This is a genomic window from Stieleria sedimenti (assembly GCF_025060895.1).
In the GTDB taxonomy this organism is placed as follows: domain Bacteria; phylum Planctomycetota; class Planctomycetia; order Pirellulales; family Pirellulaceae; genus Stieleria; species Stieleria sedimenti.
The window spans coordinates 17,590-44,567 of the sequence record NZ_JANZKV010000095.1; the positions used below are offsets into that span (position 1 = coordinate 17,590).

15 protein-coding genes are annotated in these 26,978 nt (G+C 60.5%); 13 read left to right on the forward strand and 2 right to left on the reverse strand.

The features are described from left to right. Positions 1-296: 296 nt before the first annotated feature. Positions 297-1,052 carry a hypothetical protein gene (locus NZK35_RS13605; protein WP_259633083.1) on the reverse strand — a complete coding sequence of 252 codons (756 nt, stop codon included), beginning with the start codon at positions 1,050-1,052 and terminating at the stop codon, positions 297-299. Between the two features lie 272 nt (positions 1,053-1,324). On the opposite strand from NZK35_RS13605, the gene NZK35_RS13610 reads away from it, so the two are divergent. The 12 genes from NZK35_RS13610 (at position 1,325) to NZK35_RS13665 (ending at position 20,596) form a co-directional block, all read left to right on the forward strand. Next, a complete protein-coding gene (locus NZK35_RS13610) occupies positions 1,325-2,155 on the forward strand; it encodes a hypothetical protein (RefSeq protein ID WP_259633084.1) in 831 nt (276 codons plus the stop codon). A gap of 177 nt (positions 2,156-2,332) precedes the next feature. Beyond that, a complete protein-coding gene (locus NZK35_RS13615; protein WP_259633085.1) occupies positions 2,333-3,853 on the forward strand; it encodes a DUF1549 and DUF1553 domain-containing protein in 1,521 nt (506 codons plus the stop codon). Next, positions 3,844-5,154 (forward strand): DUF1501 domain-containing protein, encoded by a 1,311-nt coding sequence (locus NZK35_RS13620; RefSeq protein WP_259633086.1) that lies wholly within the window; start codon positions 3,844-3,846, stop codon positions 5,152-5,154. Before NZK35_RS13615 ends, NZK35_RS13620 begins: the two co-directional genes overlap by 10 nt. After that, positions 5,151-6,815 carry an EF-hand domain-containing protein gene (locus NZK35_RS13625; protein WP_259633087.1) on the forward strand — a complete coding sequence of 555 codons (1,665 nt, stop codon included), beginning with the start codon at positions 5,151-5,153 and terminating at the stop codon, positions 6,813-6,815. Before NZK35_RS13620 ends, NZK35_RS13625 begins: the two co-directional genes overlap by 4 nt. Then, positions 6,812-7,906, forward strand: a complete 1,095-nt coding sequence (locus tag NZK35_RS13630) for an AAA family ATPase (RefSeq protein ID WP_259633088.1) — start codon at positions 6,812-6,814, stop codon at positions 7,904-7,906. The genes NZK35_RS13625 and NZK35_RS13630 overlap by 4 nt, the downstream gene beginning before the upstream one ends. After that, positions 7,903-8,856 (forward strand): DUF58 domain-containing protein, encoded by a 954-nt coding sequence (locus NZK35_RS13635; protein WP_259633089.1) that lies wholly within the window; start codon positions 7,903-7,905, stop codon positions 8,854-8,856. The genes NZK35_RS13630 and NZK35_RS13635 overlap by 4 nt, the downstream gene beginning before the upstream one ends. 72 nt (positions 8,857-8,928) lie before the next feature. Beyond that, positions 8,929-11,046: a vWA domain-containing protein gene (locus NZK35_RS13640; protein ID WP_259633090.1), complete on the forward strand. Its 2,118-nt coding sequence runs from the start codon at positions 8,929-8,931 to the stop codon at positions 11,044-11,046. Further along, entirely contained in the window at positions 11,043-14,600 is a 3,558-nt protein-coding gene (locus NZK35_RS13645; protein WP_259633091.1) for a DUF4175 family protein, read from the forward strand. The genes NZK35_RS13640 and NZK35_RS13645 overlap by 4 nt, the downstream gene beginning before the upstream one ends. Continuing rightward, the gene (locus NZK35_RS13650) at positions 14,597-17,143 is read left to right on the forward strand and encodes a glutamine amidotransferase (RefSeq protein ID WP_259633092.1); all 2,547 of its coding nucleotides are present in this window, start codon (positions 14,597-14,599) and stop codon (positions 17,141-17,143) included. Before NZK35_RS13645 ends, NZK35_RS13650 begins: the two co-directional genes overlap by 4 nt. Positions 17,144-17,172: 29 nt before the next feature. Further along, on the forward strand, positions 17,173-17,556 hold the full coding sequence (locus NZK35_RS13655; RefSeq protein ID WP_095736280.1) for a BlaI/MecI/CopY family transcriptional regulator: 384 nt from the start codon (positions 17,173-17,175) through the stop codon (positions 17,554-17,556). Further along, positions 17,553-19,505: a M56 family metallopeptidase gene (locus NZK35_RS13660; protein ID WP_259633093.1), complete on the forward strand. Its 1,953-nt coding sequence runs from the start codon at positions 17,553-17,555 to the stop codon at positions 19,503-19,505. Before NZK35_RS13655 ends, NZK35_RS13660 begins: the two co-directional genes overlap by 4 nt. Before the next feature lie 65 nt (positions 19,506-19,570). Further along, positions 19,571-20,596 carry a hypothetical protein gene (locus NZK35_RS13665; RefSeq protein ID WP_259633094.1) on the forward strand — a complete coding sequence of 342 codons (1,026 nt, stop codon included), beginning with the start codon at positions 19,571-19,573 and terminating at the stop codon, positions 20,594-20,596. Positions 20,597-20,635: 39 nt separating this feature from the next. Here NZK35_RS13665 and NZK35_RS13670 read toward each other — a convergent pair whose 3' ends face one another. Beyond that, entirely contained in the window at positions 20,636-25,006 is a 4,371-nt protein-coding gene (locus tag NZK35_RS13670) for a bifunctional serine/threonine-protein kinase/formylglycine-generating enzyme family protein (RefSeq protein WP_259633095.1), read from the reverse strand. Between the two features lie 131 nt (positions 25,007-25,137). On the opposite strand from NZK35_RS13670, the gene NZK35_RS13675 reads away from it, so the two are divergent. Beyond that, on the forward strand, positions 25,138-26,808 hold the full coding sequence (locus NZK35_RS13675; protein ID WP_259633096.1) for a ThuA domain-containing protein: 1,671 nt from the start codon (positions 25,138-25,140) through the stop codon (positions 26,806-26,808). The last annotated feature ends 170 nt before the right edge of the window (positions 26,809-26,978 follow it).

Consider the following 26,978-nt stretch of genomic DNA (forward strand, 5'->3'; position numbering starts at 1 on the left):
AACGAACAGAAATCAACGCGACGTCAAAACGAGCACACCTGACATCAATTTGAGTCAGCGGCGTGAGACGGCCGCCCGCCGGGCAAGAACAGAATCGGGAGGGTCAAAAGAGGGGTTGGTCGGGGCGATCCTCCCCAGGTCGTCCTACTCCACACCCATTTTTTGACCAGCAAATTTTTTGACCAGCATCTCGCAGGCGGCGGCCGGAGTCAGGTGCCCGTCGTTTCACCGATCGCCCCGGCCGATCCGACACCGGACTCACAATACGACTCGACGACATGCTCGCATCATAGCGGTCAAGCCTCAACGTTGCGCCCGCTTATCGACGACGAGGGAACAACGACCTGCGGGACAACTTCTTCATCCAAGCGATCGTAAGATGAAATCATTCGAACGACCAAATCCCGGCCCTCGACCACCGCACGAGCATCCGGCAGGGTAGGCAGGAATTCGCCGAGCACACGGATTGCTTCATCGGTGTTGCGACGCACCCGTCGATCGGTTGCCGACGCCAGCGGAAGCGCCGCATGAATCACCGCGTCGTCGTCGGGATCAAGAAAAAACACCACGCCGTAATGAATGAAGGGGTATCCGGCCACGAACTGTTCGGTCAAGTGATGCAGTGTCGTCCCCTGAGACGACATCTCCTGGACCTGATCAGCGATGGATGCCGCCGCTAAATCCGCTGGCGGCGCGTAGGGGTTGACGTCTTGATTCGGCACACGCGACTGGCGATTCGCCTCGACGGTCGCGGTACCGCAAGTCACCGCTTCCACCATCAGAAATCGTTCGTTGACCTGCCCGACCTTGCCATCACCGAGCCACTCAAACGGCGACTTCCATTGCCCGGTCCACGCCGAATAAAGATATTGCACACCGAGCAGCGCCATGATGATTGCAGATGCAAAGTAGATCCAATTCTCAGCACCGTCGAGCACTTGAAAAAACGCAACGGCGATGAAGATCACGCCGAGTAACGCGGCGGCCACACGAAAAGGCAGACGTGTTCTCCTAACACGTCCCTCGATGAAATGTCCCTGCTCGTTCGTCATCGGCGGTGGTGCAATCCCGCGACGTTGTCGTCGAACTCTAGGATCATCGGTCGAACCGGCGGGAGAGTGGTTGGGAAGCGGGCAGGCCATTGGGCGAGATCGCGTGGACGAGAGCCCTATTCTCACCGGCCGGACCGCGCCGGTCAACGATCGCCCGGGCAGACAATCCTGGGCGGCAAGCTGAAAAAACTTGACTTCCGCGACAAAGGCTGAGACATTAGACAAATCATCTAATTTCGACCAGCCGATGCGCAACAGGAGAGCCCCCCACGATGGCCCGCCGCCCTACGCCATTCCGCACCGCAATCGCTGCACTGCTTCTGTTGGGGAGCGCCGCCGGTTCCATCGCTCAGCAACCCCCGCAGAAGAAACCCGACATCATCCGAGACCGCTTTGCGGAGCTGGCCGACCGGATTGCGATCGCACCGGCCGGGCGTTCACAGGATGCGTTCACACGTCACCCCCGACCCGCACTCAGCTGGAGCAACCCCGAGCGACAGACCCCCGCGGGCGCCATGTACCTGTGGACCGCGGCGGGCCGCCCGCAGGCCGCGCTTTGCCTGTACCCCAGCGGCGAACAGGTCATCGATCTGGAATTTCAATCGCTCAGCGAACAGGCCCTGACCGCGGACAGCAACGATCAATTGATGTGGCAGCCCGCGGAACCAGGCATTCAGTGGAAGCCGATCGAAAAAGCCCCGCGTCCGGCTCGATCCGCGTTCCTGCGGCTGCGACAGATGCGAGTCCTGGCACGCGAGTTTTCTTCCAGACTGGTACCTCCCAACAAGAACCCGATCGAACTCCGTTTGCTCGACACCCCCGTTTACCGCTACGAACTCGACGAAAAGGCGGCAGCCAGCACCGGCCAACCCAATGTCGAACTGATCGACGGGGCGGTGTTCACGTTCGTCCAGGGAACCGATCCGGAAGTCCTCGTTCTGATCGAAGCCTACCACGAGGGCGACGGGCAAGCCTGGCGATACGCCCTGGCCCGAATGAGCGTCGTGCCGACACAGGTGCGGCGCGCCGACTCGCTCGTCTGGGAAACCAACTGGGCGATTCAGCGGCCCCATACGCCGTATTACGTCTACAAATCATTTTAATCCGAGTGCTCCGTCAACTTTTAGGTTTAGGGTGCCCTGAAAAGAGCAACCCAAACTTCAAATCTGGACAGAGCACTGGTTGCGCTTGACCGAAATAGACGGCCTGTCTATACTGATCGTTCGCAAGCCAGCCGCGACGCCGGCACGATTGCACACCACGGGTGAAAAGGCACTTCGATGAGCAAGCCAGTCGTACTCTTGATGCTATTGACGGTCGCCGTCGTCGCCCGAACCGGGACTGCGTTGGCGGACTCCCAGGGCGACACGCTCTCGCAATGGATGGACCAGCGGGGAGAACAGCTCTGGGGCAGGCCGCCGGCCCCGTGCAGCGATCTGACGTTTGTCCGACGCGTCTACCTGGATCTGGTCGGCCGCGTACCGAGCGTATCGGAGATCCGCGACTTCCGGGCACTCGGTGAAGACCGTCGCGAGCTGCTGGTGAATGAATTGGTGTTCGGCGAGGGACCACGACGCGACACCTACACGCGGCTCTCGGCATCCAGTTTGGCGAGACATTGGCGTCGCGTGTTGATTTCACCGGGCACGGTCGTCAACGGTTCGGTGCAAGCCCTGGAGACCTGGTTGGCCGACGCGTTTCGCGAAGGAAAGCCGTACGACGAAATGATGCGTGAGATCACTCAGATTCAATCGCCCGATTCCGCCGGCGGGTACTACCGCTTGGTCGGGGGCACGCCGGAAACCTATGCCGGCAATCTATCGCGGGTGATGCTGGGTGTTCGTCTGGATTGCGCGCAATGTCATGACCATCCCTTCACCGACTGGAAGCAACACGACTTTTGGGGTTTGGCGGCGTTTTACAGCGACATCAACGGTTCGATCGACACCCCCGACGGATCGCAGTCGACGGGAAAGAGCGGCGAGATCCGATTCGAAGGTGAGACGTACCGGGCGAAGGTGTTGTGGGAAGACACGGCGTTGGACGACGCCACACGTGCGTCGCGTGTCCGTCTGGCTCGCTGGATGACGTCACCGCAGAATCCGAATTTTGCGGCGACGGCGGTCAATCGCTTTTGGCAATTGCTGGTCGGCCGTGGACTGTACGCCGATATCGAAAATCTGGACTTGGCGAACGAAGACGAACGGGCATTTCTGGATGATCTGGGTCAAAAATTCGCCGAGGACGGATTTCATGTGCAGCGATTGATTGCGGCAATCTGTAAAACGAACTGGTATGCCGCACGTGCGATGTCGGAAACGGATTCGGACCCGACGTTCCGCCGGGAATTGAAAGTCATCAGTCCCGAACAGGTTTTTGATTCACTCGAACAGTCGCTTCATTTACCGATCAGCCGGATTGATCCTGCGGCGCCGCGCTGGACCGGTGCCCGCGCCCAGATGGTCAACCGACTGGGCGAAGCGATCGGTGAAACACCGGAAGACTATGCGTCAGGCATCCCGCAAGCGTTGATGATGATGAACGGTCCGGTCACTTCGGAGGCGATCGATTTGGACCGCAGCCGATTGCTACGTGCGGTTGTCGAGTCGCCGTTTTTCGATGAGGACCAACGAATCGAAACGCTCTATTTGGCCGTGCTGACACGTGAGCCCTCCGAGGCCGAAAAACAATCACTGACCGAGTACTTGGACAACAAGCCGGACGAAACGACGCGCCGCAAAGCGTTCGGCGACATCTTGTGGGCGCTCCTGAACAGCCCGGAGTTTGTGCTATGTCGATGACACGATCCTTCGAAACGTTTTCGCGACGTGATTTGTTTCGCATCGCCGCCGCGTCCTTGGGCGGGATCAGTTGTTCGCCATGGCTACCCAAACTGGCCAGGGCGGCCGGAACCAAGCGCCCACCCAAGGCCTGCATCTTGTTGTGGATGGCCGGCGGACCGAGTCAAATGGAGACGTTGGATCCGAAACCCGGGCACCGCAACGGCGGTCCGACTCAGGCGATTTCCACCGCCGTGCCGGGGATCGAGCTGAGCCAGAACTTGCCCGGATTGGCCTCCCAGATGAAGGACGTCGCGCTGGTGCGTTCGATGAAGACCCGCGAGGGGGATCACGGCCGGGCGACACAGTTGATGATGACCGGTTATCGGCCGATGGGCGGCATGACCGATTATCCGGTGTTGGGGTCGTTGATCTCGCATCGACTCAAACCAGCCGATTCGCCGCTGCCCGGCTTCGTCTCGATCGCACCCTTTCGATTCGGCAACCTGGGATCCGGCTTCTTGGGTCCGGACCATTCTCCGCTGGTCGTCTCGGGTGCCAGCAACGACCCCAATACCCGAGCCAATTTGACGGTGGAAAACCTGGACGTCGCCGGCGGCAACCCCGACGCCCTGCTGGAGCGCCAAGGCTTACTGAACATGTTGCGCCAGGGTGCCCCCTCGTCGTCACCGGCCGCCATCAAGCACGCATCGGTTTATGACCAGGCGATGCGGATGGTGGAAACACGTGGCGAGGGGGCTTTTGAATTGGATGAAGAACCGACCGAGTTGCGTGACGCCTACGGCCGCAATCGGTTCGGTCAGGGGTGCTTGCTGGCACGTCGGCTGGTCGAGCGCGGCGTGCCGTTCGTCGAAGTCTCGTTGGACGCCGCCGCACAGGGATCCTGGGATTCACATGTCGACAACTTCAGCGCGGTCAGTTCGATGTGCGAGGTCCTCGATCCGGCCTGGTCGACGCTGTTGACGGACCTGCGCGATCGCGGCCTACTCGATTCGACACTCGTCGTCTGGATGGGTGAATTCGGACGAACGCCGCAGATCAATCCCAACCGCGGCCGAGACCATTTCCCCGACGCCTGGAGCGTGGCGTTGGCCGGCGGATCGATCGCCGGCGGCCAGGTTTACGGCAAAACCTCGGCCGACGGGATGGAGGTCAGCGACAATCCGGTCACCGCCAGCGATCTGTACGCCACCCTGCTGGAAGGGCTGGGCATCGATTCGGGCGGCGACAACGCGATGGGCAACCGACCGATCCCGCTGGTTGACGAAGGTGGAACGCCGATTCGGGAGCTGCTTGAATGAAACAGACTCGATCCACTCGACGCGTGATTCATCGCCCTGCGCTGATGGCCGTCGCACTGTTCACGATCGCACTGTTCACGATCGTGCTGCTCCCGATCGTTCCGACCGCCCAAACCGTTGCCCAAGTGGGCGCCGAATCAGGGCCGTCATCCGGCATGCACGACATGTTGCTGTTGCTGCCCAACGGTCCGCTGCATTTGCGCGTCCAGATCACCCATCAGGGAAAATCATTGGAGCAAACGCGGCAAGACTACCTCGATCGTCTGGTCGCGACACTGGACACAGACATGGATGGCAAAGTCAGTCGCGAGGAAACGAGCAACCATCCGCTGTTCACCACGTCGCGACGGTTCGAAGGCAACAAGTTTCTCAGTTCGCTCCGCAGTCGCCGGCCCTTCACCGAGCGCGAGCTGGCCCTGGCGGTCGATCGAGCGGCCGGCCAATTGGTCACTTACCGTCAAAACAACTCGCTGGCGGAACAGGATTTGAGTGTTTTTAATGTACTGGACCAAGACCAGTCGGGATTGATCGACCGGCGCGAGATGCGGCTGGCCGCGGCCGGAATCGCCGAGCGCGACAGCGACTTTGACCAGTGCATCACGTTCGACGAGTTCCTCTCCGAATCGGTGGACGTGATGAACGGGGTGGTCGTCAATGCGATCGACCAGGAGCCACCCGGATCGGTGCACGCCGAATTGCTTCGCAATGCCGCCGAGCCGATTTTGCCGGCCCGCTTGGTCCGTCGCTATGATCGTGATCGCGACGCGCACCTGACCGCCGACGAACTCGGCTGGAGCGGTCCACGAATCGCAGCGTTGGACGCCGACGACAATCAACGATTGAGCATGCAAGAGTTGTCAAGGATCACATCGGCAAAGCCCGATCTAACCCTGAGTGTCGACTTGAGTGACACCGGCGGCCAGGCAATGAAGGTGCTCGATCACCTCGACGATGGTTCGATCTCGGCCCGTGACGACCTGGTTCGTATCAAACGCGATTCGGTCAGTTTGGGGGTCAGCTATCGCTTTCGTGACCCGATGGCCGAAGCGATCAGCAATGCGTCGGATGCCTTCAACGCGATCGATGTCGACGCCAACGGCTATTTGGATCGGGACGAAATCGTCGAACACCAGCGTTTCGAACGCTACCTGTTTGACGCGATGGACAAAGACGGTGACGACCGTGTGTTTGCCGACGAAATGATGAGCTACGTCCAAGAGTACACCGAACCGGCATCGACATCGTGCCAAGTCACGCTGCTGGACACCGGCAACGGTTTCTTTCAACTGCTGGACGTCAACGCCGACGGCAGGATTTCGATTCGCGAGCTACGTCGCTGCGAACAGACGTTGATGGCGGTCGCGGGTGATCAACCCCAGATCAACCCGTCGCAAATGACCGCCTCGTACCGCATCGAAATCAAACGCGGCGGGGTCAGCCTATTCGGCCGCGTCGATCGGCCGTTGGCCGAGACACCGGCCGCACTGTTGGCACCGCCGAGCGGCCCGATCTGGTTCCAGAAAATGGATCGCAACGGCGACGGCGACCTGACCTGGGACGAATTCTTAGGACCACGTGATGTATTTCACCAACTGGATCAAGATCAGGATCACCTGATCGATAAAACCGAAGCCTCCAACGCAGACAAGCTAGCCGGATGAGTCGCACAACCGAAAATCCTTCCTCGCCCCAGTCATCCCAGACGCCGGCGTCCCAGACACAGCCTCCCAAAAACGGCCAACTGCTTGACCAGGTGGACAAGCTGCGTGAATCCCGAAGGCGGCTTCGTGAAGAAGTCGGCAAAGTCATCGTGGGGCAACAAGACGTCGTCGATCTGTTGCTGTTGGGGTTGCTCTGCCGCGGCCATGTGTTGCTGCATGGGGTGCCGGGATTGGGCAAGACGCTGATGGCGCGGACCCTATCGTCGACCTTGGACCTAAAATTCAAACGCGTCCAGTTCACGCCCGACTTGATGCCATCGGACATCACGGGCACCGACGTGATTGAAGAACAGGAGGGCGGCGGCGGACACCGGCTAAAATTCGTCCCCGGTCCGATTTTCACCAATTTCCTGTTGGCCGATGAAATCAACCGGACGCCGCCGAAGACGCAGGCGGCGTTGTTGCAGGCGATGCAGGAACACGAGGTTTCGATCGGCAACACGACCTATGAACTGGACCCTCCGTTTTTCGTCGTGGCCACGCAAAACCCGATCGAGATGGAAGGCACGTACCCGCTGCCGGAGGCCCAAGTCGATCGATTCATGTTTAACATCCGCGTCCGCTATCCGACGATCCAGGAGGAAGCAGACATCATTCGCGGCACGACCGGGACAGACACGTTTGAGCCCTCGGCGGTCCTCTCTGCGGCCGACTTGTTGCAATTGCAAGAGATCGTCCGCAGCGTGCCGGTGTCCGACGACGTCATCATGTACGCGGCCCGACTGGTCGCGGCGACACGGCCGCGGTTGAGCGATCGCGGCGCGACCATGGTCGGAAATGAAGTCGAGATGGTGAGAAAGTACGTCACCTACGGCGCCAGCCCTCGAGCCGGCCAGGCATTGGTGTTGGCCGGCAAAGCGCGCGCGGTCTTGGAAGGCCGCTACCACGTCGATTTCGCCGACATCGCGGCACTGGCCCATCCGGTGCTGCGACACCGGTTGGTGCTGAACTTCCATGGCCGCGCCGACAACGTCGACTCCGATGACGTGATCGATGCGTTGCTCAAAGCGGTCAAGGAGGACGTCTCTTGATCGCCACCTCCCAGCCAACGAAACGCTCCCAGTCGCAAACCGGCGGCCCACCCAATCAGCCCGATCAGCCCGATTGGCTCAAACCGGACGAACTGGCGCGACTCAGTTCGATCGAACTCCGCGCCCGCGGCGTGGTCGAAGGCTTTTTGCAGGGTTTACACCGCAGCCCGTTCATCGGCTACAGCGTCGAATTTTCCTCGCACCGCCGCTATGGCCCCGGCGATGACCTGCGGCACGTCAATTGGAAACTGTTTGCCCGCCAGCGAAAACTCTACGTCAAAGAGTTTGACGCCGAGACCAACCTGAATCTGTACTTGTTCGTCGACGCCAGCCGATCGATGCAGTGCAAGGTCGAGGGCGCGATGACCAAACATGAATACGCCGCGACCTTGGCCGCCGCGTTCGCCGCATTGGCGCTCAAACAGCGTGACGCGGTCGCTCTGGGGTTGTTCGATGACGGCGTCCGCCACTACCTGGATCCCTCGGCGAAACCGGGACGCTGGGAAGATTGCCTGAGCCTGTTGTCGACCCGTCCCGAATCCGACGTCACGGCATTGTCCAAGTCGCTCGAACAGGCCGCCGCATTGGCCCGCCACCGCGGCGTCGTCGTGATCCTCAGCGACCTCGTGGATGACGACGTCGAAGGCATCAAGAAAGGACTCCAGCAATTGCGCCACCGCGGACACGAGGTCATCGTGTTTCACTTGCTGGATCCCTTTGAACGCTATTTGGCCGAAAGCGGACGCTATCGCGTGTTGGACATGGAAGGCCCCGCCGAACTGACGACCAACATGGAAAGCGTTCGCGCGGATTACCTACAGAAGATCGAGCACTGGTGTGATCAGCTGGACGAAGCCTGTTTGCACCAGGGCGTTGACCGTATCGAGTTGACGACCGATCAGCCGCCGACCGCGGCGCTGGTCGATTATTTGGTGAAACGATCCAGCTGATGTTTTGTCGCTCGTTGGTCCTGCCACGAGCTTCCGTAGAACGACACACGAGCGACACACCCCCGTTTTTCGATGAACTTCATTCAAACCGGATTCCTGATCGGCGGCCTGGCCGTCGCGATTCCCGTGCTGGTGCATTTGCTCAGCCGCTGGCAGGTTCGACGTGTGGAATTGGGGACGATGCGTTTCCTACAGGAGGTGATGCAGGACGGCGCGCAACGTCGCAAAATCCGTCGCTGGTTGTTGCTGCTGACACGCATGGCCACGGTCGCCGTGTTGGTGCTGCTGTTCGCACGACCCTACTTGCCCGAAACCATCCGCCGCGACGGAGATCGGTTGCGGGTGATGTTGATCGACCGCTCGGCCAGCATGAGCATGCCGGGCCAAGGGGGACGCTTGATCGACGATGCCGTGGCCGAAGCGAGAGACGTGGCCGCCGAACTCGGGACCGACGCGACAGTCCTTTGGGCCTGGTTTGATTCCAGCGTGGAACCCTTTGACGGCAACCTTGCCCGCGTGTCGGCGCCACGCAGCGTCGTCGGCGACACGAACTACCTGGCGGCACTCCGCTGGGCACGCGATCGCGTCGCCGCGGATTCCGACGTCGTTGCCGATGTCGTCATCCTCTCGGACCTGCAACAGTCCGGTCTGGCCTCGGACGCGTTGGAAACCGCGACCCTCAAGATGCCCAAGCAGTTGCCCGTCCGGGTCATCGATGTGGGCCGACCGGCGGCGAATAACCTCGCTATCCAAACGGTCACGACCACCTCGAAACGACTTTCACCCCAGCGAGACGCATTGATCAACGCCACGTTGTTCAACTTCGGCACCCTGCCGATGGAAGAGATTCCGATGACGGCGACGGCAACCAACGGCCGACGCAGCGTGCGATTAAAAAAGTCGATCAATCTGCCTGACGGCCAAGCCCAAGAACTGTCGTTCGACTTCGGCAAACTGGATCCGGGCACCTGGCAGGTCACGGTGCAATTGGACGTCGAAGACGACTTGGCCGTCGACAATCGGCGGATGACGGCGTTCGAGATCGCTCAACCGGCGCCGGTTCTGGTCCTCGATGGCGGCTCGCGTGACGGGGTACAGTTGGCCGAAAGTTTTTATCTGGCCGCGGCACTACGGCAGACCCGTCACAAGGCCGAAGCGAATGTCGATGCGGATCGCCCCGGAGACGACGGCCAAGTCGAACCACCGCCCTCGGGCTTGTTTGATCCCCAGGTCGTCTATTTGCACGACGATGCCCTGCCCGAGATCCAACCGGGTCGCACCGGACTGGTCGTCGTGACCGATTGCAGATCGCTTCCGGAACGCTGGATCCAGCGACTGGAATCCTATGTCACCGCCGGCGGAAAGCTGTTGGTGTTTGCCGGCGACGGCAACAGCGATGGCAGTGGCGACGCAGCCGCGGCGTCCCACGCTGCGTGGCAACAGTCAGGCTTGGCCCCGGGAACGATCCAGACGCCGACGCGCAGCGGTGCGATGCCGTTTCGCATCACCTCGATCGAGTCGGCCAATTCGATGTTGTCTCCGTTTGCCGACCCACAATCCGGCGACCTCGGTCGCCTTTCGTTCGACCAAATTCTGCCGATCCGGCCCGCGGAACAGACCGACGTCTTGGCGCGATTTGAAGGTGACCGGCCAGCACTGACCCGACACCGATTGGGCCAGGGTGATGTGGTCTGGTTTCTCTCCAGTGCCGATGCCAGCTGGGGCAACTGGACGACCAGCCCGTTGTATTTGCCGCTGGTTCACCAGATGGCGGCCGACCTGTTGGACCTGACCGGCGAAGGAAAAATCCGTTACCGCTCGGTGGGCGATCGACGCGACCTTTCGACGACGCGTCCGGCACAGCGGGCGTCCCCGGACCCTGCCGAACTGCGCACCGTCTCAGCGGGCTCTGTCGACACAGCATCGCTCACGTTCGGTCGAATCGGATTCGAGCAATCCGGTGGCGCGTTGTACGTCATCAATGCAACGGCCAAAGAATCCGACCCGACACGCATTCCGGTCGAACAATTCACCGAGCACTTTCAGATCACCCCGGCTGATTCGGGGGCCAGCGAAGTGGCCGAAACCGTCCAAGGCGAGCACAAGCACGAGCTGTGGCCCTGGTTTGCCGCCGCGGCCGTCGTGTTGTTGACCGCCGAGTTTTCACTTGCCAATCGGACATCCGCATGAACGCTCCCGACGTCGCCTATCAAGTCGCTCGCCAATTCACGGCACTGCGCCGCAGGTACCTGACCGTTCGTCTGGCCACCGTGGTCAGCATTGCGGGGGTGTTTTTGCTCGCCGTGTGGGTGTTGCTGGGAATGATTGACTATCGCTGGGAATGGCCGCACACCTGGCGGACGACCGCGATGATGACCGCGATCGGAATCGCCGGCGGGCTGCTGATCTGGCAAGCGATTCGGCTATTTCGCCTGACCCGCCAACGATCGTTTGCGGGGATCGTCGAGAGGTCCTTTGACGATTTCGGCCAGCGGATTCGAACGGTGCTCGACACGGTCGACGGACGCGTGCAAGGCCCCGATGAAATGTTGACCGCGCTGGGCAATCAAACACTCGGGCGCTGGGAATCCGTCACTCCCGCACGCCTGATACCCGTTCGTTCGCTTTGGTTGGCGCTCACCGCCTGCGCGGCCACCGCCGTCCTGCTGCTCGGGTTGTTCGGCGCCGGCGGAGATCGGCGTTTGGCGATCCTGCGAGCGATCGGGATCGACCGCCCCTACACCACGCTGATGGTCACCCCGGGCGACATCACGCTGCTGGAAGGAACGCCGGTGGACGTGTCCCTGGAGCTCGTCGGACGGACCGATCGCGACGTCTTGCTTCGCTACCGTGAACTCAGGCCGATCAAAACCGACGCGATCGAAACAGATTCGACACAGTCGGAGACGACCGACGCCGCCGCGGCACCGGAGCCCGAGTGGATCGAAAGCGAAGTCCTGGCCGATGCGCCGGAGACCGAGGACAGGCGAAAGACGTTCCGCACGAACCTGGGCAAAGCGACTTGGCCGATCGAATATCAATTCGTCTCCAGCGGGCAATCCACCTCCATCCACCGGATCGATGTCCAGCCTTTGATCGAAACCGAACGGATCGAGATCACCGTCCAACCGCCCGAGTACACCGGATTGCAGTCACGCGTGTTTTCCAAGCCCGACCTGACTGTCTTGGAACGCTCCCAGGTCACCGTCACCATCGAACTGAACCATCCACTGCAAGGAGCGGTGCTGGAAACGGGGCCGCGGACATCACAGCTTTCACCGACACCCTTGGATTCACCCCAGGACCGGACACGTTGGTCGTTTTCATTGCCCGCGGACAAGACCGTCCGCTGGCGATTCTCCGGCTCGGGTGCCGATGGGACTCCGATGGAACCGGTCGCCGGCCGGTTGGGCATCCGCCGTGACGCCGCGCCGTCGATCAGCTGGCGGGAACCGAACGACGAGATCAGGGTTCACACTTTGGCCGAAGTTCCGCTGGGCGTCCAGGTCTCCGACGATTACGGAATCATCGAATCCGGAATCGCATTCCAACTCGGTGGCGACGATGAATACGTCTTGACCGATTGGACAACGGAATCCGACGCCGAGGCTTCGACGACATCGCCGGCTGAAAGAACGCGGTTGCTGCTTGCGGAGTTGTTGCCGTTGGAATCGTTCGACCTTTCCGAACGCGACTACATCGCGTACTACGCCTATGCCGTCGACAACCGCCCCTGGGGAAACCATCGCAGCGAATCGGAGGTGCGGTACATTGACATCCGGCCGCTGCGGCAGTTTTATCAAGAGATCGATCCGCCCGGCGGAAATGAAGGCGCCGGCTCACGCGTCTTGGTGCGTTTGGATGAAATCATTCGACGCGAACGGTTTGTGATCAATCGAACGCGAAAACTGGTTCGCGGCGGAACCGACATGGCCGCTCAGCTGGGAACGATCGATCGCCTGGTCGAAAACCAAAGCGAACTCGCAGACTTGACTCGTTTCCTGGCGGAGTTCTTCATCTCGCGCGGAAACGACGACGTCGAAGCACTCAACCAGGCCGAAGCGGCGATGTTGCAAGCGGCCGATTCGCTGGCCGCCGGCTCGTTGGATCTGGCGTTGGTTCAAGAGGAAGAAGCCCTCCGTTCACTGGCCGAAGCACGCCGCACGCTGGAGATCGTTCTGACCAAACGCATGAGCTTGTCCCAACAACAGGCTCTGCGTCGTCTCGCGCGTCAGTTGCAACAGAAACTCCGTCGCGACCCTCCCGAGACCGAACGCCAATTGGCCGACTCGCTGATCCAAATCGCATCTCAACAACGTCGCTTGACGGCCAACGCCCAGTCGGCCGCGTCGGGACAACGATCCCCTCTGTCAACGCAGTCGTCAACGTCGACCGGACAAGGTCAAGCCGAGACGAGCGAAAGCAAAAATGATGCAGAGGGCGCTGAGAAGACCGCTGAGGAGACCGCTGAGGAAAATAAAAACGACGCCGAACCCTCTGCGGCCGCCGCGGAATCAGCCGACCAGAACCAGGACGCGATGACCGCAGACGACGCGCCCACGGCCCAGGAAACACTCTACGAACAGCAAATCGAATTGCTGGAACGACTCGATGCGATCCGCGAACCACTGGCGGAACGATTGACGCAGTCCGAATTGATGACCCGGCGGATGGATGACGCCCAGGCTGGGATGGACGATCTGGCCACGCTGGCACGCGAGGCCGAACTGGATTCGATGGCTGCCAGAGGCCAGAGCGTCAGCGATCTGATCGAAGAACTGGGGCTGCAACTCGAAGCGATCTCCGCCGCCGAACCGGTGACGCGGGTTTCGTCTCTGCGAGATTTGACCAGCGGTCTGGCCGGCATGGAACATCAACTCGGCACCCACGACCCACTCTCCCCCGGCGGCGGTCGCGATCCCAACTCCGCGAACCCCGATGGTGCAAATCAGCCCGAGCGTGAAACCAAGGCCGAACGACTGGCACGACGGATGGCAGCCCGCAGCGAAACGCTGGAGGAAGTGATCGCGTCGCAAGCGGACATCGGCGACATCGAAATGAGCGAAGTCAACGATCAGCTGCAAACCTTCGCCAAGGAAACTCGCTTCCTGGAACAACTCGAATCGACCCGATCCGCCGCCGACCGGATTCGGGACGCCGAAGGCCAAGCGGACGAAACGGAAGCTGCCGAGGCGATCGAACGGGCGGTCGAATACGCCCAAGCCGCCAATCGACTTGAACGACTTTACCAACAACTCGTCACTCCACGCCTTGCCCGCTTGCGACGCATGGAACAACAAGCAAACCAGTTGGCCAACCAAATGGGAGGCAACGGGACAACCGGTGAAAACACCGAGCCCGAAACCGAACGAGCCCTGCGTGATCTAAAGCAAGAGTTACGAGCGGAGTCGTTGCGGGAGTTGGCCGAACTGCTCGAGCGCGGACAGAGCGACGATGCGATGGAAGCGCAAGACCAGCGATCCCGTGACGGCGAAAGGATCGGCCCGTCGGCTGGCGCAGCAGGATTGACTTTCCGTGAGGGCGATTCGCTCTCCAACCGTATCCGTTTGGTCGCCGAGGAACTCCGCAAGCGGATCCAACACGTGATGCTGCTGGAGATCGCGGTGGATCGCCAAACTCCGATTCCGTCAGAATATCGGCGCGCCGTCGACGGGTACTTTGAAACACTGGCCCGAGAGACTTCTGTCGAGATGGAATCGGCCGCTGCGGGAGCGTCACAATGAGCGGCATCGCGTTGCTGTCCAACACGTATTTTTCCTGGACTTCACCACTGTCCCCCCGGGGCTGGATCGGACTGGTCGCCGCGTGCGTCCTGTTGTGGTTCGTGTTGCGCGTCTTCTGGGGGCGTTCGTTGGTCAACGGTCGTACCGGGTTGATGGTGATTCGCGCCGTCGCGGTCGCGATTCTGGTCGTGATCCTGTTGGGTCCCACCAAGATCGACGAACAGGCCGGTGAAACGACCCGGCCCTCGATGATTTATCTGTTCGATGGTTCGCAAAGCATGCAACTGGGCGGAGAACTGAGTCGTTGGGATCAAGCGTTACGATTTGTCGGAGAAGCACAGCGGAGTGCCGGGCCGGGGTACTCGGGTGACGTCCAACCCTTTCGATTTGGCCACCGGTTGTCGCCCTTGGTCCAGCCGAGCGGTGCGGAGCCGCAATCCGCCGGCGCGTCGCTACCGGATGCAGAGAAGCTGGTGGGAGACCGGCGCGCTGGCGACCCAGTGGACATCACCTTGGTTTCCGATTCCGTGTTGCGAGGTGCGTCGGAAACGATCGAAGGCCCCGACGCCTCGGACTCGCGCCTGGCCGACGCGCTGCGTCAGTTGATGCCCCAAGTCAGCGCCCAATCATGTGCCGGTGTCGTGCTGTTATCCGATGGACGCGTGCGAGCTTCGGAATCGGTGGAACGGCTTTCGGAGATCTTTGGCAAGTCCCAGGTGCCGATTCATGTGGTACCGATTGGACAATCCGGGGGATCGGGCGACATCGCGATCGTTTCACTCGTCGTGCCGTCGCGGGTGCGAAAATACACCGAGAACGAACTGCAAGTTTTCATGCGCAGCTTCGGCTATGCCGGTCAACAAACCACGGTCCGGATCCGACGCAAGGGCGGCCAGGGCGGCGATCTGGCAACGTTGCCGATCACGCTCTCCGGCGGTGCCCAATCCGCTTCATTGATGTTTCGCGTCGACGAACGCCCCGAGGAATTGATCGTGCTGGTGGATCCGGTCGAAGGTGAATTGACGCGGCGAAACAACCGCGTCGAGACACGGGTGGAGATCGATCGGACCAAGGTTCGGGTGCTGTGTCTTCAAAACGGTCAAGTGTCCGGGGCGCAGTCGTTGCTGAGCCAGTTTTTGCCGATCGCCCCCGGCCCCGTACCGGCGTCGACCTCGGGCGTTTCGATTCAATCAGCGTTGATGGCCGACGAAGACGTCGAATGCACGACCTTGGTCAGCATGGGCGGTCAATCCTTGCGACGACTTTCCCCGGACGGATTCACCCAAGCCTCGTCGGGCTTTCCTCGCACGCGCGCCGAACTGTTTGCCTATGACTGTGTGATCTTCAGCGACGTCACGCCGGCGGTACTGGAAGACGAACAACAACAATGGCTGACGCAGTGGATTGATGGCCGGGGCGGCGGGCTGATCGTGACCGGCGCGTCATCGCTTTCGGCCGATGGCTGGCAAAACTCGCCGATCGCGCCGCTGTTGCCGGTGACCTTGGAAACGGCGTCAACCGGTTTCCCCATCCCCACCGCCGTCGACGTCACGGTTCCCGATCACCCGATTTGGCGGCTGAGGATCGAAAAACAGCTCAACGAACTGCTGATTCAAGCGTTACCGGACCTGTCGGTCGGACAAGCCGATTTCAAAGCGAAACCCAACGCGATGGTGCTGGCCCAGCGGCGTGACGATCAAACCCCTGTCATGATCGCCCAACGTGCCGGACGAGGCCGCGTGTTGGTCTCCGGCGCCACGCTCTCGGGGACCGCACTGGAACAACTCTCACAAACCTGGGGCGATCAACCGGAACGGGTGGCCGGAAAATTCTGGAGAAATCTGGTCTACTGGGCGACCGAAGAATCCTCGACCGGCCGACGCCGACTGGTCGTTCAGTCCAACCAACGTTTCTATCGCCCCGGCCAGCGGCTTTCGATTCGTGCGACGGCCTATGACGAAGCCGCCAGACGATCACAGCACTATCGAATCTGGGCGATGTTCGAACCCGAATCGCTCGACGACATGTCACTTTATTCACCCGTCCTCTGGCCCGACAATATTGTGCGTCAAAGCGGAGAAGTCGGACCGCGGATCGCGTGGGGGGAAGAACTACCGCTGAAATCCAATCTGGAAGAAAGCGTTTATCAACTGGATTTGATGCTCAGTGAAACAGCGGCCAGCGGCGACAGCGGAATGCGGATTGAGCTGACCGCGTACGAGGGCGGCGAACCCGAATCCTCGTTCAGCCACGGCACGCAGGTCGACAGCACGTCGCTGGCCATCCAGATCCTGAGCGATCCGTTCGAACAACAAAACCCACTTCCCAATCAGGAATTGATGGCCCGCGTGGCGGCGGTTTCGGGCGGTCAGGTACTGGACCAACCGGAACAATTGGGCGAGCTTCTGCGTGGACGAAAAGAATTCCGAGGTCCACCGACCATTGATTCGACTCCGGCGTGGAATCGTGCGTGGCTTTGGCTAGGCTTAATCGGTCTGCTATCGACCGAATGGGTTTGGCGGCGAGTTTCCGGATTAGCATGACGAATCTTCTTTAGACGTACAAAGAGACAATGGCAAAACCCTCCAAAGATGTAACCGCTGCCGAACTGGCCATTTTGGAGAAGCTGTGGGAGCACGAGCGTGCGACCCTGAAACAGCTTTCCAAATGGCTTTACGGTGCCGAAACGCCGTCGGATATTGCGACGGTCCAGAAGCTGATTTCCCGGCTGGAAGCCAAGGGCTGTGTCGCCCGAGATCGCGACTGCTGGCCGCATCAATTCCAAGCCGCCATCGATCGTGATCATCTGATTTCACACCGGCTGCAAGCAACCGCCGACGAACTCTGCGACGGAACGATGTCCACCTTGCTGACGCACTTGGTCAAGTCGGCCAAGTTCAACTCGCGTCAACGAAAACGTCTCCGCAAGATTCTTGATGATCTGGATGCCGAATGATGGCCGTTGCCGCAGTGATCATCGGTAACCTTTGCCTGGCGTCGTTGATCGGCGTGTTGGCATGGATCATCGGTCGCCATGGCCGACGCGCGGCGCTCGCCCATGCGCTGTGGGCCATGCTCTTCGTCAAACTGATCACCCCGCCGATCGTCTCGATCCCACTGCCCATCCCCACGTTTTTCCCCCGTCCCGTCGTTCAAGACGTCACCCCACCGATCGCGTTCGGCAACACTCCAACTCCCGACAATGTGGACTCGCAACCGGCGGCCGACAACACCCCGGATCCGCAGTCCCTGGCCGCCGGCACCGTCCCAGCCACCATCGCCGTTCGAGCAGCTCAAGTCGCACCTCGATCAACGCTGTCGCGTTTCAACTGTCTGATGTGCGCGTTGTGCGCGATTTGGTCGGGCGGTTTTTTCGCGCTGGTCGCACACGGAATCATCCGGCTGGTTCGTTTCCGCAATCTGATCGTCGAGTGCGGCGTCGATGATCAGGAAGCGACCGCGACGGTGCGTCAATTCGTGCAGCGTGAGCGTCGCTGGCACTCAGGCCGACGCACGCCACGCGTCGTGCGGGTATCCGTTCGCGTCTCGCCGATGCTGTTCGGTTTCGCGACACGGCCGATCATTGTGTGCCCCGAAGCGTTGTGGCAATCGCTCTCGCCGTCGGACCGCAGATCATTCTTGGCGCACGAGACCGCTCACTTTTTGCGACGGGACCATTGGGTGCGTTGGCTGGAGTGGTCGGTGTCGGCCGTCTACTGGTGGTTTCCCGGAGTGTATTTCGCGCAAAAACAACTCGAACGTCACGAGGAAGCGTGTTGCGATGCTTGGGCCGTCAAGATCTTGGACACGAAGCCGCGTCATTACGCCGAGGCGCTGCTGCGCGTGGTGGACTTCATCAGCGATCACGAAGTCGGGTTGCCGGGTTTTGCCAGTGGGATGCAACCGACCGCGACCTTGGAAGAAAGGCTGCGGTTGTTGATGCGGAACGAGCTCGATCATGCCGGCTCACGACTCCACGCGTGGGGCAGCGGATTGGCCTGTGCGGCGATTTGGATGGTCCATCCCGAAGTCTATTCGTTGGAACGGTCACGCGAGTGGGTTCGAGTGACTGAGTCAGCCTCCGATCGCGAGAGAATCGCATCACCGTCACCGAACGCGCCAGACCTGCCGATCCAAGATTGGTTCGAACAACGGTTGCCGGCGGCCCCGAGCGGGTTCTGGAACGCGGCACCGATTCGCGATTGGGGACGGTTTTCATTTGACGTTTCCGGCTATCGTTTCTCCGCGATCGCCGGCGAGGGATTTGTCATCGAGGGACCTTCGGCCGAGCCGCTTGCCTTTGACCGCCAAAGCTTGACGGCCATCGCCGAGGTCCCGGCCAGCGGACGGGTCATCATCGGCGATGCCCTGGGCAATGTTCGCTTGTGGGACCTGTCGGCCGGCATGCCGGTGTCGCTGCTCGGCCGTCATGCTGCTGACGTCACCAGCTTGGCCGTCACCCCCGACGGCGGCGTCTTTTCCGCCGATTCGGTCGGAACCGTGATCCGTTGGGAACTGCAATCCGGACGAACACTCGCCCGCTGGACCGACGAGCGTCCCGGACAAGACACGCCCAGCGGCTCCGTCGCCATCCAGTCCATTCGGTCGTCGGTCGACGGCAGATTCATCGCGGTGCTCTGTGGTGATTGGCGTCAGGCTTCGACACCCAAGACACTGTGTTTGCTGGACAGCCAGACGTTGACCGAGAACGCTCGACAGGAAATGCCCCCGCAGACCGCGGTCGTCTTACCGGATCGCAGCGGACGATGGTGCGTCGTCAACTGGAATGGTCGGGTGCGATCGTTTGATGATTCGCAATCGGACATGCAAATTGAAAAACATCGCGTTTCGGCGCTCCTCCTGTCACAACATGCGGTGCTCGTCGACGCGAACCCGGCCCGCTAGTGCGCTATCCGCGACACCCTTTTCCAACTCACAGGTTCCGTTATCCCCACCCCCGAGAGGTTGCGATGAAAGTTCGACGTTTGCCGTTGCTGGTTCTGCTGCTCGGTTGCTGCGCCGCGGTCAGTGCGATCGCGGGGGCGAGCGCCGCTGCCGCGGAACGCGATGCAGACGGTGACGCCGCCGCATCGGTCGCCAACCGTCGCATGCTGATCTGTTGTGGGCTGCCCGGCGATGATCGACATCGCGAGCAAATGACCGCAGCGATCGAGAGCCTGATCACGACCTCCCAAACCGTGCTCGGTGTGCCACCGGAACGATTGACGATTTTGGCCGGCGACGAAGTGATGCAAACCGCACTCCAACCGCTGCATTCCGCGACGGGAATCTGCACGCGAGAAACGCTCGAGACCGCTTTGGCCGACGCAGCCGAGACGTTGAAACCGAGTGATGCGTATTGGGTCTTGATGATCGGTCATTCGCACCCGTACGGCATGGAAAGTCAATTCAACGTGTCCGGACGCGACATCAACCAAAGTCAATTCGCACAGGCCGCCGCCGCGATCGGGTGCCGCGAACAGGTGTTCTGGTTGACTCAACCGTTGAGCGGGTTTTGGATCAAACCGCTGGCGCGTCCGGGGCGCATCATCATGACCGCGACCGAAGCGGATCTCGAATTCACGGCGACGGAGATGCCGTATGCGTTGGCCGCGGTACTCGACGGCAGCGCCGACACCGAATCACTCCACGACATCGATGGTGACGGAACACTTTCCCTGTTGGACCTGTACCTGGCAACCAACATCGAAGTCACCGCGCGCTTCCGCGCCATCGACCGCCTGCAAACCGAACACGCCCAACTCGATGACAACGGAGACGGCCGAGGCAGCGAAGTCCAACAGCCCTACCTGCCGGTCGAACCGGAAGAAGAAACGACGGATGCGGAAAACGTTGCCGATGAGCCCGAAGCGAGCGCCGCTGCGGAAGACGGACCGGCTGAGTCCCAAACCGCGGCCAACCCCCCGCTGATCCAAAGTCAATATTTGGACGGGTTTCGAAGCCGGTACGTCCTGCTGCAAAAACCGGCCTCTTGATGACGACCGCCGCGACGCCGATCTCCTTGCGATTCGCTCTCACCGCGTGATCGTCTTGGCAACGCGTAAACCATAAAAGCCGTTGATCGACAACGGCAGATCGGCCGGCAACTTGTCTACCGGCACGTCCAGCTGCGTGGACGCTCGGTCTTTGTTGTTGCTACTGGATTGCCCCATCACATGGCGGCGTTGATCTCTCTGATTGTGACACCACTCACGCACGCCGTCGTACATCGCGAACATGCCAAAATCGTTCGGCATTTTCGCCCCGGCCGGATGGTATCGATTCTCGCCATCCTCGGTCAGTGAAGTCTCATAGTACCAATAGTAGTCGTCGGCGAGCGTATCGGAGTAGCCGTAATAGCAACGCGAGGAGGTCAGTGCCGCACACGCGAATCGCCATTCGTGGCAAGTCGGCAACCGATAGGAACCGCTTTCCAACACCGCGTCGCAGGAGTCCTCGGGGTTATCTTCGGAAAGCTCGGCCGGATAACAGTTCTCCGGATCTGCGCCGAGATATTCACTCAACCAACGGCAATACGACACGCAATGAAACCAATTGGTCAGCCCGATGGGACAGTCGTCGGTCGGCGATCGGTACTCGTAATACGGATGTTCCGGATCAAATTGCTGAAATTGTTCAACCGTCACCTCTCCCGTGGAGATTGCAAAGACACGACCGATGTTGGGATCATCACGTGCATCGAGAATTGCCATCGTTTGGCCTGCGGCGTTGACGAACCAGTTCTTACGTGCATCGACCGACAATGCCGATTGGCGTTGGATCTCGGCGCGCAACCAATCCGATTCGCCCCATCGCATCAATAGCCATTGGGCCGCCGAATGAATGCCCACATCGGGGTCGTTGGTGAACGAATCTTTCGCGACCAGCATTGCCTGTGACTGCGTCGGCGGAGAGACGTCACGCCACGGAAAACCTCCCATCGCGAGCAACAAGGCGCGGCGGACGGAGGGATCCGGATCACGCGAAAACCGGCTCAGTAAACTCTCCAAGTCACCGCCGAGCGGTCCGATCCGATTGATCAGGTAACCCCGCGTGTGCGGCCAATTTGTCTGCCGCAACAGAGGCCACGTCGATTCGGACTGGCCCACTCGGTGCAGCAGTGCGGCTGCCACGCCGCGGCGTCGTGCCAAACGATCAAAGTCGCGTTCCGGCAAATCTGGATCCAGGTCCGTAAACACAGTTTCACGGATTTGATCCATGGTCGGAGCCAACTGGTCTGCCAGGGTCGACAGGATGGTCAAGTGTTGCTCAAAGGATGCGTCGAGAAAGAAATCGAGCAGCTCACGCGGCTGATCGCGTAGGAATTGAATGACAAACGCCGTGGACAACGATCGAACCGGCGAGTCGATCGGTCGCAGTGCGCGATCCAAGAGCGCAGGGATGATCGATTGACGAATCGGCAACATCCCTTCAATCAAGTGGTTGTTGTCCTGCGGTGCGATGGTTGCGTGTCGCAACAGCTCCGTCACAATCGTTTCGGATTCTTCGTCCGAAAAACGCACGGTCTCCCGGTCCTGATCCACAATCTGACCGCCGATCACGATCGCGGCACGAAGCCGTTGATCGGACGCTTGCTCGGGATCATGGATGCTGGCAATCGCTCCCCGCAGTTCGTCCGCCGAAAGTGGACCGAGTTGTTCCAGAGCAACCATCAACAGCGGCAGATCAAGACGCAGCAATTGATCGATCAGCTCCGCGCGTTGCGATCGATCGGTCCGCAACAGCGCGAGTTGATTGAGGATCCGTTCACGGCTATTGGGTTTCGCATCGGCCAGTGATTTCCGGAGCGCGGCGGACGCGAAACCGCCGTGGCCGCGGATCTGATCCAGAACTTCGCTGAGTTCGGTGGTACGGACGGTCTGGAGCTGCTGCACGGCCGCCAGGGCGCTGGACCGTCTCCAAACGGCCCATCCGACGGTGGCGACGATCATCACCGCCGCCGCAACCAGCGTGCTTCGCAGCAGGTGATTGCGAGTCGCGGACCGCATCATCCGTTTTTCGGTGGCGTTCCATCGATCCGGTGACGACAAGGTCCGTATCGACAACCAGTCGATCCACGAGGGCGCAAACTTCGGGACCGGTTTGACAGACCACATCGATGCATATTCGGCCAATCGCAGTTCGGCGCGTCCGCGTCGCGTCTGGTGTTGTCGACGGGTGATCCATCGCTCAACCGCCGGGACCAGATAATCGTGCGTCAGTTGATAGTAGGCGACGCCATCGCTGGACTGGCTGACGCTTTCGTCTCCGCTGGTGGAACCCGCGGGGTCCGTGGGTGTGATCAGACGCAATTCCTTGTCCAAGATTCGGATCATTTCCTTGAACAAGCCCGGTTGGCCTTGGTAGCCGGATGCTTCCAACAAGATCGACTCGGACTGCATCTTGCCTTTGATGTCGACGTTCGGTTCGGGTAACAACAGCCTCAACACCTTTCGCACCGCGGGTTCGTGCGTGCGTTGTGCGGCGGGTGCCAAATCGCTGCTGAAGGATTCCTCCAAGAACTGCAAACCGACTCCCTCGATGCCTCCCATTCGATCGATCGTCTGTTCGTCCCAGGGCTGGGTTTTCACCATTTCGACGAACAACGCCAGTCGTACCGGAAACACCTTCCCATCGCGCGTGAGCCCTTCGATTGATCGATCTAAGAAGCGGTTCTGCGAAGTCGAGCGGGCAGAGGCTTCGGCAGGGATTCGGTCGTAGGCGACGCCGAATTCCGCCAACACTCGGCGGGCATGCGCGGGGCTGAATAGATCCACCAAGGATGCGTTGTGGTTCTGTCGGACGGGCACTTCCAACGCGGCCATGAATCGCGACAGTGCCAACCAGAAATCATCCCGCACCAGCAGTAAACACTGAACGGTTTGACCATCGCATTGGCGCAGAGCGGCGGCCAGCTCTGAATACTGTTCGTCACTGCGACCGTGCAGCCATTGTTCAAATTGATCGATCACGAGCAACAACTTCGGTCCGCGGGATGACTCGCCACTCTGCCGCCGCTTCGCAAGAGCTTCGGTCAACGTCGCATTCAATTCAAGATCGGGATGGCGTTTCCGAACGCCACGCAGCAATCGCATCTCGGTTTCATCGCGTGTCGCCTCGACGAACACGGTGGTGACCGAATCTCCCAGCAGCGGTAGCAAACCCGCTTTGACGAACGACGACTTCCCACACCCCGATGGACCATACAGCACGCCCACCCGCGGCCATTCGCCGTCGTCGCTTGCAATGATTCGGCGCTGCCAAAACCGCAAGCTTTCCGGAACCCAATCGCGGTCGCGCGGTCCGGGAATCAGCCGATGAAAAAAGTCTGCGTCGTGACGTCCATAAGAACGAAGCCCGCGAGGAACGATGCCGTGGGAAACACGCGATGTTCCCGCGGAATCCTCACTCCCTCTCGAATTCACTTCGACCGATCGATCCTGACACGCGGACAAGAAATATTCGAGATCGTCGACAAAGTCTGACGCGGTTCCGTATCGATCCGAGGCCCGCTTGGCGAGCGCCTTCATGCAGATCCGCTCCAAGTCACGCGGGATCGAACTGACCAACTGTCTTGGCGGTCGGGGTTCCTTGTGCAGCAAACTTTCCACGATCGAATCGTGATCGCCTCCGCCGAACGGTCGTTGCCCGGTCAACATTTGATACAAGATCACACCGAGCGAAAAGAGATCGCTGCGACCATCCACCAAGTGGTTTTCCCCACGTGCCTGCTCGGGACTCATGTAAGCCGGCGTCCCGACGCGGCCCCGGGATGACAAGGCCGCCTCATCTCGAAGGGCCAGCCCGAAATCGGCTAAGAACGGCTTTTCGTTCTGTGAAAGCAGGATGTTGCCCGGCTTGATGTCGCGATGCACAATCCCCCGCGAGTGGACGTAACTGAGTGCCCTGGCGATCTCCGCAAGCACCTCCAACGCTTCGCGAAGCGTCAAGGGTTGGGCGCGGATTCGAGCGGCCAAACTGGAGCCGTCAATGTAGGCCGAAACGATACAGGGCAGATCGTCGCTGCTCCGCAGGACGTCATAGATAGCGACGATGGCGGGGTGATCGAGCTTGGCTAGTGTGCGAGCCTCTTCTAAGTAGCGGTCCAGCTGAGCCGGTGAAGTGATTCGATGCCGGTGCGGAATCTTGATGGCGACATGCCGCTGAAGTTGCTCGTCAAAGGCTTTGAAAACACGCCCATAACCGCCCTCACCGAGCAATTCCGAAATCTGATAGCGCTGCGAAAGTCTGGGCACAGATTCTCGGTCGAGTGATTCGATCGAAATCGAACATGTCTGACCCATTGATTGTTCACCCCGACCATCGTCATGTGATGCCGGCAGTAATTCACCAAGATCAAGCTCGGTGAAGGATTGCTTCGGCGAATCGTCGTTCGCATGCGGCATAGGAGGTTGTTCTGCGGAACGGTCTGAAGGAGTGGAGCCCGTAACCGCACATTGTAGTCCTCTCAGCCACAAACCGGTTACACTACTCAGGAACGTCGCCCCGCCCCCTTTCACTCCGCCCATTCCCCGTCATGAATCCGCCACCTCTGCTCAAGTCGATCGTTGTGACGATCGGATTCTCCCTGATGATTTCCACATTCCCGCCCGCGTCCGCCCAGTCGTTGAATTTGCAACTGCGCTACCAACAGCCCACCGCCGAAGGGTCACCCCGATTTCACCGTTTGACCCGTGACGAGCAATGGGATCCGGCCCGCACGGCCGTGATCGTCTGCGACATGTGGGATTCCCATCACTGCGTCAACGCGGTCCGGCGTGTCGCGCAGCTTGCACCTCGAATCGATCGTTTTTGCGACACGCTGCGAGAACAAGGCGTGACGATCATTCACGCCCCCAGCAGTTGCATGGCGGCATACGAAAACCACCCCGCCCGCGTCAGGGTATCGGCGATTGCAACGGCCGCCTCGATGCCCGCTGACATCGCCAGCTGGTGTGATCAAATCCCCAGCGAAGAGGCAGCCGCGTATCCGATCGACCAATCCGAGGGTGGTGAAGACGACGATGCCGACGACCACCGCCAGTGGGCCGAACGTCTGGCCGCCAGCGGAAGAAACCCGCGGGCGCCCTGGCAACGCCAAGTCGACGTGATCGGTATCGATGACCAGCGAGACTTCATCAGCGATAGCGGCACGGAGATCTGGAGCATCTTGACCAGCCGGGGAATCGACAACGTCATCTTGGTCGGCGTGCACACCAACATGTGTGTGCTGGGACGTCCCTTCGGGCTGCGCCGTCTGGCCTCGGCGGGCAAGCACGTCGTGTTGGCACGCGACCTGACCGACACCATGTACGACTACCGAGCCTGGCCCTATGCCAGCCATTTCACCGGCACCGATCTGATCGTTGCACACATCGAACGCTACGTGTGCCCGACGATTTCGAGCGATCAAGTACTCGGCGACCAGGCGTTTCGCTTCGCCGGCGACCATCGCATCGGCCTATTGATGCTGGTCGCCGAAAACGAATACCAGACCAACGAAACGCTTCCGGCATTTGCGGCAAAACATCTGTCGACACACTTCAGCGTCCAGTTTGCCTGGGGCAGTGAAACCGAACGTCACGAAATGGTGGGAATCGAGCAGGTGGCCGACGCCGATGCGTTGCTGGTGAGTGTCCGTCGGCGTGCTCTGCCGCAGCGCGATCTTGATTTGATCCGCGAGTTTGTCCGGCAAGGCAAACCCGTGATCGGCATCCGCACCGCCAGCCACGCCTTTTCGCTGCGTGACCAACCAGCACCGGACGGCAAGAGTGTTTGGGACAGCTTCGACGCCGACGTCTTCGGCGGCAACTACAACGGCCACTTTGGGAACTCACTGAAAACCAGGATCCGCCGGCCCGCCGATGCGATCCATGATCCGATCGCGACCGCCACCGGAGCCATGAACATTCAGCCCGGCGGTTCGCTTTACAAGACGGCGCCGCTGGCAAAAGGCGCTCGGGTCTTATTGGAAGGAAGCGTCGAAGGTGAAACGGCCCAGCCGGTCGCATGGACGTTCATCCGCAACGACGGCGGACGTTCGTTTTACACCTCGCTGGGACATGTCGATGATTTCGGGCAAGCCGAGTTCGAAGCGTTTCTCTCGGCGGGCATCCACTGGGCCTGTGGACTGGCCCCCCACACGCTGGCCGAAGTGAAGGCGCAGAACAAGCGTTACGCCGCCGGCGGTGGAAAACAACGGAAGTGAGCGAAAGCCAAACTCCTGGCCCTCTTGTTAGCGGCAGGGCGCGAGCCCTCCGGTCTCCGGCGTGACCGGACGGCTCGCGGGCTGTCGGTTTCGTCGGGTTCTGCTGAGTCAATGGTGAGCCGCTGGCCGTCAGGCCTCGGGCGACGTCGCCGTGCCCGGCCGCTTACGCG

Bases quoted from the DNA above. Each gene is read 5' to 3' on its own strand.
- NZK35_RS13605 (WP_259633083.1), bottom strand. From the start codon at position 1,052: ATGACGAACGAGCAGGGACATTTCATCGAGGGACGTGTTAGGAGAACA.
- NZK35_RS13610 (WP_259633084.1), top strand. From the start codon at position 1,325: ATGGCCCGCCGCCCTACGCCATTCCGCACCGCAATCGCTGCACTGCTT.
- NZK35_RS13615 (WP_259633085.1), top strand. From the start codon at position 2,333: ATGAGCAAGCCAGTCGTACTCTTGATGCTATTGACGGTCGCCGTCGTC.
- NZK35_RS13620 (WP_259633086.1), top strand. From the start codon at position 3,844: ATGTCGATGACACGATCCTTCGAAACGTTTTCGCGACGTGATTTGTTT.
- NZK35_RS13625 (WP_259633087.1), top strand. From the start codon at position 5,151: ATGAAACAGACTCGATCCACTCGACGCGTGATTCATCGCCCTGCGCTG.
- NZK35_RS13630 (WP_259633088.1), top strand. From the start codon at position 6,812: ATGAGTCGCACAACCGAAAATCCTTCCTCGCCCCAGTCATCCCAGACG.
- NZK35_RS13640 (WP_259633090.1), top strand. From the start codon at position 8,929: ATGAACTTCATTCAAACCGGATTCCTGATCGGCGGCCTGGCCGTCGCG.
- NZK35_RS13645 (WP_259633091.1), top strand. From the start codon at position 11,043: ATGAACGCTCCCGACGTCGCCTATCAAGTCGCTCGCCAATTCACGGCA.
- NZK35_RS13650 (WP_259633092.1), top strand. From the start codon at position 14,597: ATGAGCGGCATCGCGTTGCTGTCCAACACGTATTTTTCCTGGACTTCA.
- NZK35_RS13655 (WP_095736280.1), top strand. From the start codon at position 17,173: ATGGCAAAACCCTCCAAAGATGTAACCGCTGCCGAACTGGCCATTTTG.
- NZK35_RS13660 (WP_259633093.1), top strand. From the start codon at position 17,553: ATGATGGCCGTTGCCGCAGTGATCATCGGTAACCTTTGCCTGGCGTCG.
- NZK35_RS13665 (WP_259633094.1), top strand. From the start codon at position 19,571: ATGAAAGTTCGACGTTTGCCGTTGCTGGTTCTGCTGCTCGGTTGCTGC.
- NZK35_RS13670 (WP_259633095.1), bottom strand. From the start codon at position 25,006: ATGCCGCATGCGAACGACGATTCGCCGAAGCAATCCTTCACCGAGCTT.
- NZK35_RS13675 (WP_259633096.1), top strand. From the start codon at position 25,138: ATGAATCCGCCACCTCTGCTCAAGTCGATCGTTGTGACGATCGGATTC.